Raw genomic sequence first — 8252 nt, 5'->3', positions numbered from 1 at the left:
CTCGCCGACACCGGCTTCGGCTCGGGGCTGCTCGAGCCGGTCGCGCTCGTCGACGGGCTCGTCTCCCGCCAGGGCGCCTGGACGTTCCGCACCGTCCAGCTCGACGACGGCTCCTGGCAGCTCCACGAGCAGCGCGCCGGGGCCTGGCAGACCCACTACACGATCCCGTCCGAGACCACGTACCCGGCCGACGTCGAGGTCGCCAACTTCGCGACGTCCCACCGCCCGACGTCCCGGTTCGTGCTCCAGGTCGTCGTGATGCGCAAGGACGAGGAGCGTCTCCGGGCCCTGATCGGGCGTCGGTTCACCGTCGAGACGCCCGCCGGTCAGGTGGAGGAGCGCACGGTCGGCGACGACGAGCTGGGCGGCGTGCTCCGTGACCTGGGTCTGTCCCTGACCGCCGACCAGCTCACGGCGCTCGGCGGCCGCTAGTCCTGCTCGGTGGAGCCCTCGGCCAGGTCCTCGGACTCGTCCGGCTGGTAGACGCACACCCACAGGTCGTCCGAGTGGACCGTGACCTCCATGGTGTCCGCCGGGTCGATGACGTCGCCGTCGAGCTGCCGCGGCTGCGAGCGGTCGCTGGTGATCCGGATCCGCGACCCGCGCAGGACCTCCATGTTGGGGACCCGGTGACGGCCGGGGCGGAGCACCGCGAAGGCCGTCTGGATCCAGTGGCCGAGGTTGCGCGGCGCCAGCACCGCCACGTCCATCTGACCGTTGTCGGGCTCGGCGTCGGGCAGCAGGTTGACCCCGCCCTGGAGCCGTCCGACGTTGCCGACGATCACCGTGCGGGCGCGCCGGCGCAGCACCGGGTAGTCGTCGACCTGCACCTCGACCTTCATCTCGGCGTCGTTGAGGTGCTTGAGCGCCGAGAAGACGTACGCGACCGGGCCGAGCACCGCCTTGAGCTTGGTGGGGGCGTCGTCGACCATCGCCGCGTCCAGGCCCATGCCCGCCATCACGGCGAACCGCTGCCCGTCGACCTCGCCCAGGTCGACCACGCGTCGACCGCGGTCCAGCGCCAGCCGCACGCCCTCGATCGTGTCCGTGGGGACGCCGAGGTTGGTCGCCAGCAGGTTGCCGGTCCCGCCCGGCAGGATCGCGAGCGCCGTCTCCGAGCCCGCGAGCCCGTCGATGCACGCGCGGACCGTGCCGTCGCCACCGGCCACGAACACGACCGCGGCACCGTCCTCGACCGCCTGCTTCGCCTGCCCGGTGCCGGGGTCCTCGGCCGTCGTCTCCAGCCACATCGGCTCGGGCCAGCCGGCCTCGGCCAGCTGCTCGACGATGCCGGCGCGGAGCTCGTCGAGGCCCTCGACGCGGTTCGGGTTGACGATGACCGCGGTGCGCAGGGGACCGCCGCCGTCGCGCTGCTCGGCGGCGGGCTGGGTGGTCGCGTCCTGGGGGGTCGTCACGGTGGCGAGTATGTCCCGAGCCTCTACGACCGGCCACTCAGGCACGTGTGACGCTCGCCGCCCGGCGGCCGTACGCTGCCGCGGTGATCACGGACGCGCTCGACGAGTGGACCCCGCAGGACCCTGCCCAGGTGACCCTGCTGGCGGAGTACCGGGCGTTCGTCGCGGCGTCGGGAGCGGCCGCGGTCGACCGGTCGCTGGCCCCCGCGCACCTGACGGCCACCTGCTTCGTCCTCACGCCCGACCTGTCGCGCGTGCTCCTGTGCTTCCATCGCAAGGGCCAGTTCTGGGTGCAGCTGGGCGGGCACCTGGAGCCCGGCGACGCGTCGCTGGCCGGGGCCGCGTCCCGCGAGGGCCGCGAGGAGGGCGGGATCGCGGGCCTCGTCGCGGGACGGCTTCCGGTCGACGTCCACCGGCACGAGCTGTCGGCGGCCTTCGGGCACTGCCGGACGCACTGGGACGTCGGGTTCGTCGCGTACGCATCCCCCGACGCGGTGCCTGTGGTCAGCGACGAGAGCGAGCACGTGGCCTGGTTCGACGTCGACGACCTGCCCGCGGGCACGCCCGACGACTTCCCCGTGCGGCTGCGCACCGTGCTCGACGAGGTACGGGCCCGGTGACCGGCTTCGCGCCGCTGCCGCTCCGTCTGGAGACCGAGCGGCTGGTCCTCACGCCGGAGGTCGAGTCCGACGCGCCGTGGTTCGCGGAGCTGCTGACCGCGCGAGGGACCGGCACGTTCACGGTCGACGACGCGCGCGAACGGATCGCGGCGATGGCGGTCGTCGTCGAGACGACCGGCATCGGCGCCCGGGTGCTCCGGCGTCGGGAAGACGACCAGGCTCTCGGGTACTGCGCGATCATCGTCGGCCGCGGGACGCTCGACGAGCCCGAGATCGCCTACGAGCTGCTGCCGTCCGCGCACGGTCACGGGTACGCAACCGAGGCGGCCCGGGCGGTGCTGGACGCCGCCTTCGCCACCGGTCGGACACGCATCTGGTCGACCGTGCGGCCGTGGAACGCGCCCTCGTTGCGGGTGCTGGACAAGCTCGGGTTCCGGCGCGACCACGTGACCGTCGACGACGCGGGCGAGATCGTCTGGCTGGCTGCTAGCCGCTGATCGGGCCGTCCTCGGCGCCGCCGGTCCGGCCCACCTCGATGGTCCCGCCGGTCATGGCGGCCGACAGGCAGTCGATGACGCGGCGGACGTCCGCCTCCGTCGCGCCGGGCGCCGAGGGGACGACGACGCGTGACACCGGCTCGTCCGACGACATCAGGCCGTCCGCCATCGCCGGGTCGTCCAGGCAGACGCTCCAGTCGCCCTCGGGGAAGGACAGCGCGATCGCCCACGGTCCCTCGGCGGGGAACCTGGTCGGCCGGGCGCCGAGCCCGGCCAGTGCCGACAGCGCCAGCGCCACCGCGAGCACCAGGGCCGCGACGACGCCGACTTTCCCTCTGATCGCTCGCACCCCCCGATCCTACGTCTCGTCATTGCACCAATCGGTTCAGTGTCGTATGGTGAACCACATGGTTCAGCATGACACCCTCGACCGGATCTACTCGGCCCTGGCCGACTCGACCCGGCGCGACATCCTCACCCGGCTCGGGGAGGGCCCCGCCAGCATCGGGGAGCTCGCCGAGCCGCACGGCATGACCCTCACCGGCATGACCAAGCACGTCCGGGTCCTCGAGGACGCCGGGCTGGTCCGCACCGAGAAGGTCGGCCGGTCCCGGCAGTGCCGCCTCGGCGAAGAACGGCTGGACGACGCCATGGCCTGGATCTCCTTCTACCAGCGGCTCTGGGAGCGTCGGCTCGACGGTCTCGAAGCCTTCTTCACCCTGCAGAGAGGAACGGAAGAATGACCACCGACACCACCCTCGAGCTGCGCGCCACGCGCGTCCTGCCCGCCACCCCGGAGCAGGTGTTCGACGCCTACACCGACGCCGAGAAGCAGAAGATCTGGTTCTCCATCCTCGACGAGGAGCCCGGCGTCGTGGAGATCGAGGTCGACCTGCGCGTCGGCGGCCAGCAGACCGCCGTGTGGGGGCCAGACCGCGACACCCTCTTCCGGGAGACGCAGACGTTCCTCGTCATCGACCGTCCGCACCGCCTCGTCACCGAGTCGTCAGGCAGCAGCCCCGACGGCATGACCATGACCACCCAGGTCGAGGTCACGTTCGAGGCGCACGGCGACGGCACGCTCATGTCCGTCGTGCAGACCGGGTTCCCGTCGGTCGAGATGCGGGACTTCTTCGCCGAGCACGCGTGGGTCGGCGCGTTCGACCGCATCGCCGCGTACCTGTCGCAGGCGTGACGACCACGACCCCCACGCCTGCCGTCCGCACCCGGCCGGCGTGGGTGACCGTGGGCGGAGCCGTCGTGGTCGCCGTGGCGGTCAACCTGGTGGTCTACGGGATCGGTCGGGCGGCAGGAGCGACGTTCGACTTCAGCTCCACCACCGGCCCCGCGAACGTCGACCCAGCGACCGTCGCCGGGTTCACCGCGGTGCCGCTGCTGGTCGGGCTGACGCTCGCCGCGCTGCTCGGTCGGCGGTGGACCTGGGTGGTCCCCGCGGCGCTGGTCATCGCCCCGGCGCTCGCCGTCGCGACGATCTTCCTCATGACCGTCCCGGCGGACCTCGACACCGCGAGCACCGTCACGCTCGCGTGCTGCCACCTGGCCCTCGTCCCGATCTCGGTCCTGGCACTCCGGGCGCTGCGGCATTGACGTTGCCCGCCGCGGGGACGGCGCGCGAGGCTGACCCGATGGTCGACCTCGTGCACGTCCCCGCGGACCCGGACCACCCCGACGCCTGGACGGTGGAGGGGACGGTCCAGGTCGGCGACGCCGTCGACCTCGCCCTCCACGGCTCGACCGACTTCGCGCTCGACGTCCCGACGACGCGCGCGACCTTGACCGAGCCCCACCGCGAGGTGCACCGGCTCGTCGCCCTCCCCGACGGTGCGCCGCGGACACCCGCGTCCGTCGTCGGCCGGGCCATGGTCGGCCTCCCGCTCGTCGGGAACGCGCACCTGGCCGTCGTCTACGTCGGTGTGCACCCCGACTGGCGACGACGCGGCATCGGGGCGGCGCTCTGGGACGCCGGCCTCGAGATCGCCCGGGCTGCCGGGCGCCGCGTCGTCGTCTCCGACTCCTCCTACCGGACCGAGCCACCGCCCGGACCGGACGCCCTCGAGTCCCCCACCGGCAGCGGCCGCATCCCCGTCGACGACGACGCCACCCGCTTCGCGCTGGCCCGCGGGTTCACGCTCGAGCAGGTGGTCCGGCACTCGGTGCTGGACCTGCCGGCCTCGGTGGACCACCTGCGAGCAGATCCGGGCAGCGACTACCGCGTCCACCTGATGCAGGACGAGTTCCCCGCGCAGTGGCTCGACGGCCTGGCCGTCCTGCGGACGCGGATGAGCACCGACGCCCCCTCCGCCGGCCTCGAGCTCACCGAGGACCCGTGGGACACCGAGCGCGTCCTCGCCGACGGCGCCGACATCCGCCGCCGCGGGCAGGGCTTCCTGGTGGCCGCCGTCGAGCACGTGCCCACCGGGGTGCTCGCCGGCTTCTCGGAGGTCCGCTACCCCCTGGACAAGCCGGCCGTCGTGCACCAGGGCGACACGCTGGTCCTGCGCGAGCACCGCGGCCACGGCCTCGGGATGCTCGCCAAGATCGCCGTCCTCGACGCCCTCGCCGAGGCCCGCCCGGACGCCGAGCGCATCCACACCTGGAACGCGCAGGAGAACGCGCACATGCTCGCCATCAACGTGGCGCTCGGCTTCCGGCAGGCCAGCGTGGACGCGGAGTGGCAGCGGCCCCTGTGACCGCTGCCGTCTCGTTCCGACCGGGTTCCGTGCGTGACGCCGCCGGTGGCCTGGTCGCGCTCACGCTGGCCACGTTCGTCGCGATCACCACCGAGCTGGTCCCCGTCGGCCTGCTGCCGCAGATCAGCACCGACCTGGAGGTCACGGAGTCCGTCGCGGGGCTGCTCGTCACCGTGTACGCGTTCATGGTCGCGGCGCTCGCGATCCCCCTGACCCTGGGCACCCGCCGGCTCCCCCGCAAGGGTCTGCTCCTGGTGACCCTGGTCGCCTACACCGCGAGCAACGTGCTCGTCGGGATCGCGCCGTCGTTCGGCCTCGTCGCCGCCGGACGCGCGGTCGGTGGCGTCGCGCACGCGCTCTTCTTCTCGCTGAGCATCGGGTACGCGTCCCGGCTGGTGCTCCCGCAGGTCACCGGCCGCGCGCTCGCCCTGGTCACCGCCGGGGCGTCCGCCGGTCTCGTGCTCGGCGTGCCGCTGTCCACCGCGCTGGGCACCGCGATCGGGTGGCGCAACGGGTTCCTGGTCCTCGCCGCCGGGTGCGCGCTGGCCACGGTCCTCGTCGCCACCCTGCTCCCCGCCGTCTCCGGCGACGACTCGCCCCACGCCGACCACACCCGCACCGACCGACGCCGACGGCTCGGCATCGTGTCGACCACCAACACGCTGACCTACCTGGCCCAGTACACCGTCTACACGTACGTGTCGGTCATCCTGCTCGCGACCGGGCTCACCGAGACCGCCGTCGGCCCGGTGCTCCTCGGCCTCGGCGCCGTCGGCCTCGTCGGCACCGCCTACGCCGCCGTGTCGCTCGACCGGTTCCCCCGCCGCGGCACCCTCGTCGTGCACGCCGTCATGGCCCTCGGCCTGCTCGCGCTCGGCCTCGCCTTCCCGTCGCGCGCCGGCGTCCTCGTCGCGGCCGCCGTGTGGTCCGGCGCGTTCGGCGCGATGGCGTCCGTGTTCCAGACCGCCGCCATCCGCACGCGCGGCGCGTCCCCCGACGTCATCGGTGCGCTGGTCAACTCCACCGCGAACATCGGGATCGGCGGCGGCGCAGCCCTCGGCGCGCTCGTCCTGGTCGGCCCCGGGCTCGGCGCCCTGCCGTACGTCGGCGCCGGGCTGCTCGTGGCGAGCCTCGTGGTCGTCGTCGTGGCCCGGCGGTCCTTCCCGACGCTGCCGGAGTAGCCCGGCCGTTCAGGGCGTCAGGACGTACCCCGTCGCGCTCCCGTCGGCCATCCCGCCCCAGGCGAAGACCACGGACGGCGACGCCGCGACCGCCGGGGAGTCGTTGTCCGACCACGGGTCGGCCGGCAGCGGCGTGGTCGTCCCGGCCACCGGGTCGAGCAGCACGTCGCCGACCCTGACCCGGTCCCCGACCACCACGCGCGGCCACGAGCTGCGGCCCGGCGCCGCGGGCAGGTCCGCCCAGGTCGCCGTGGCCGGGTCGAAGATCCCCCCGGACCGGTACGTCCGACCCCAGCTGCCCACCTCGCCCCCGTCCGCGCCGCCCACGTCCGGGAACACCACCCGGCCCGCGACCGCCACCGGGTCGGACCCGATGACCTCGCTGTCCGGCAGCACCGTCCACGCCGTCAGCGTGGGGTCGAGCTCGGCGGCCCGCACGAGCGACGGCGTCTCCGCCCCCGGGCTCGGCACCAGGTCCTTCGCCGTGAGGATCACCCGGCCGTCGACGACGACCACCGACCGGTCGTAGCCGGGACCGAGCGGGTCGTCCGGGATCCGGTGCCAGGTGCCCGTCGCCGGGTCGAGCCACGAGTCGACAGCCGCGACCTGCTCGTCCGAGGAGGGCACGGACAGCAGCACGTCACCGTGCGCCACGAGTCGCCCGGCGCCGTCCGGCGGCGTCGGCACCGTCGACCAGTGGTCGGCCACCACGTCGTACGCGAGCAGCACCGGAGACCTCTCCGGTGCTGTCGTGTCCGTCAGCAGGAAGAGCACGCCGCCGACCACCGCCGTGCTCGCCGTCGGGACGGGCACGGGAGCGTCGGCGATCCGCTCCCACGCACCCGTGGACGGGTCGAACGTGGCGCCGTCGGCGCGCCACTCGCCCGTCGGGACCGCGCAGTCCGAGTTCGGTGGGCACGCCGGACCGTCGTCACCCCCGACGACGACGAAGCGGTCGGCCACCCACGCCACCGTCGCGACCCGACGCGCCGAGAGCGGACCGTCCGGCACGCGGTGCCAGCCGTCGCCCGCGAGCGCTCCCGCACTCCGGCCTCCGGGCGCCTCCGCCGGTCCGCACGCCAGCAGGAGCGCGACGACGACCCACGCACCGACGGCCGACCTGCTGGTCCGCACCCGTCACCTCCTGTCACCGCGTTAGTGTCGCGTCGACCCCGTTCCTTGCACCGAGCCGGAGGCCCGTGTGACCGTCCCGCAGGCCGTGCTCGGGTTCGCCGTCGTCGCCGGGCTGCTGACGATCATCCCGGGCATCGACACCGCGCTCGTGCTGCGGTCGGCGATCAGCCGGGGGCGGGCGTACGCGTTCGCGGCCGCGCTCGGCATCAACGCCGGCTGCCTGATCTGGGGCGTCGCCGCGGCGGTCGGTGCGTCGGCCCTGCTCGCCGCGTCCGAGGTGGCCTACCGGATCCTCACCCTGGCCGGCGCCGCGTACCTGGTCTGGCTCGGCATCGGCCTGCTCCGGACGAGCCTGCGGCCCCACCGCGCGGCGGCCGTCGACCCGCCACGGGCGTCCGCCTGGCACGGGTTCGCCACGGGGCTGTGGACCAACCTGCTGAACCCGAAGATCGGCGTCTTCTACCTGGCGACGATCCCCCAGTTCGTCCCCGCCGACACCTCCCCGCTGCTCATGGGCGTCCTGCTCGCGGCCGTGCACAACGTCCTGGGCATGGTGTGGTTCACCGTGATCATCCTGGCCACCGGGTTCGCGGCCCGCTGGCTCGCCCGCGACGCCGTCGCGAAGGTCACCGACCGCATCACGGGCACCGTCCTGGTCGCGTTCGGCGCGAAGCTGGCGCTGGACGCCCGGTAG

General features: G+C 73.9%; 12 protein-coding genes. 9 read left to right on the top strand and 3 right to left on the bottom strand.

Annotation, left to right across the window (positions count from 1 at the left end):
* Positions 1-432: arylamine N-acetyltransferase (locus tag CTE05_RS09170; RefSeq protein ID WP_146845818.1), on the top strand; the 432-nt coding region annotated here is incomplete at its 5' end.
* Here CTE05_RS09170 and CTE05_RS09165 read toward each other — a convergent pair.
* Positions 429-1415 (bottom strand): diacylglycerol/lipid kinase family protein, encoded by a 987-nt coding sequence (locus CTE05_RS09165; RefSeq protein WP_146845817.1) that lies wholly within the window; start codon positions 1413-1415, stop codon positions 429-431. The genes CTE05_RS09170 and CTE05_RS09165 overlap by 4 nt on opposite strands.
* Before the next feature lie 83 nt (positions 1416-1498).
* Between CTE05_RS09165 and CTE05_RS09160 the strand changes: the two genes are divergently transcribed.
* Both CTE05_RS09160 and CTE05_RS09155 read left to right on the top strand, forming a co-directional pair.
* Positions 1499-2035, top strand: coding sequence for an NUDIX hydrolase (locus CTE05_RS09160; protein WP_246123450.1), 537 nt, complete (start codon positions 1499-1501; stop codon positions 2033-2035).
* Positions 2032-2532 carry a GNAT family N-acetyltransferase gene (locus CTE05_RS09155; RefSeq protein WP_146845816.1) on the top strand — a complete coding sequence of 167 codons (501 nt, stop codon included), beginning with the start codon at positions 2032-2034 and terminating at the stop codon, positions 2530-2532. The genes CTE05_RS09160 and CTE05_RS09155 overlap by 4 nt, the downstream gene beginning before the upstream one ends.
* Here the strand turns inward: CTE05_RS09155 and CTE05_RS09150 are convergent.
* Positions 2522-2881, bottom strand: a complete 360-nt coding sequence (locus CTE05_RS09150; RefSeq protein WP_146845815.1) for a hypothetical protein — start codon at positions 2879-2881, stop codon at positions 2522-2524. The two genes, CTE05_RS09155 and CTE05_RS09150, sit on opposite strands and share 11 nt — an antisense overlap.
* A 58-nt stretch (positions 2882-2939) precedes the next feature.
* Here CTE05_RS09150 and CTE05_RS09145 point away from each other — a divergent pair, with 58 nt between their 5' ends.
* The 5 genes from CTE05_RS09145 to CTE05_RS09125 are packed head-to-tail and all read left to right on the top strand — an operon-like array spanning position 2940 to position 6424.
* The gene (locus CTE05_RS09145; protein ID WP_146845814.1) at positions 2940-3275 is read left to right on the top strand and encodes an ArsR/SmtB family transcription factor; all 336 of its coding nucleotides are present in this window, start codon (positions 2940-2942) and stop codon (positions 3273-3275) included.
* A complete protein-coding gene (locus CTE05_RS09140) occupies positions 3272-3727 on the top strand; it encodes an SRPBCC family protein (protein WP_146845813.1) in 456 nt (151 codons plus the stop codon). The genes CTE05_RS09145 and CTE05_RS09140 overlap by 4 nt, the downstream gene beginning before the upstream one ends.
* Positions 3724-4140 carry a DUF6069 family protein gene (locus tag CTE05_RS09135; protein ID WP_222595447.1) on the top strand — a complete coding sequence of 139 codons (417 nt, stop codon included), beginning with the start codon at positions 3724-3726 and terminating at the stop codon, positions 4138-4140. Before CTE05_RS09140 ends, CTE05_RS09135 begins: the two co-directional genes overlap by 4 nt.
* A 38-nt stretch (positions 4141-4178) precedes the next feature.
* Complete coding sequence (locus CTE05_RS09130; protein WP_146845812.1) at positions 4179-5243, top strand: GNAT family N-acetyltransferase; 1065 nt, start codon at positions 4179-4181, stop codon at positions 5241-5243.
* Positions 5240-6424, top strand: a complete 1185-nt coding sequence (locus CTE05_RS09125; RefSeq protein WP_146845811.1) for an MFS transporter — start codon at positions 5240-5242, stop codon at positions 6422-6424. The genes CTE05_RS09130 and CTE05_RS09125 overlap by 4 nt, the downstream gene beginning before the upstream one ends.
* A 9-nt stretch (positions 6425-6433) precedes the next feature.
* Here CTE05_RS09125 and CTE05_RS09120 read toward each other — a convergent pair whose 3' ends face one another.
* Positions 6434-7558: a Kelch repeat-containing protein gene (locus CTE05_RS09120; RefSeq protein ID WP_146845810.1), complete on the bottom strand. Its 1125-nt coding sequence runs from the start codon at positions 7556-7558 to the stop codon at positions 6434-6436.
* A gap of 67 nt (positions 7559-7625) precedes the next feature.
* Between CTE05_RS09120 and CTE05_RS09115 the strand changes: the two genes are divergently transcribed.
* A complete protein-coding gene (locus tag CTE05_RS09115; protein ID WP_146845809.1) occupies positions 7626-8252 on the top strand; it encodes a LysE family translocator in 627 nt (208 codons plus the stop codon).

Origin of the sequence: Cellulomonas terrae (assembly GCF_007990265.1) — a bacterium.
GTDB classification, from domain to species: Bacteria; Actinomycetota; Actinomycetes; order Actinomycetales; family Cellulomonadaceae; genus Cellulomonas; species Cellulomonas terrae.
Note: the sequence above shows the minus strand (reverse complement) of the source record. Positions and strands in the feature narration are given on the sequence as shown.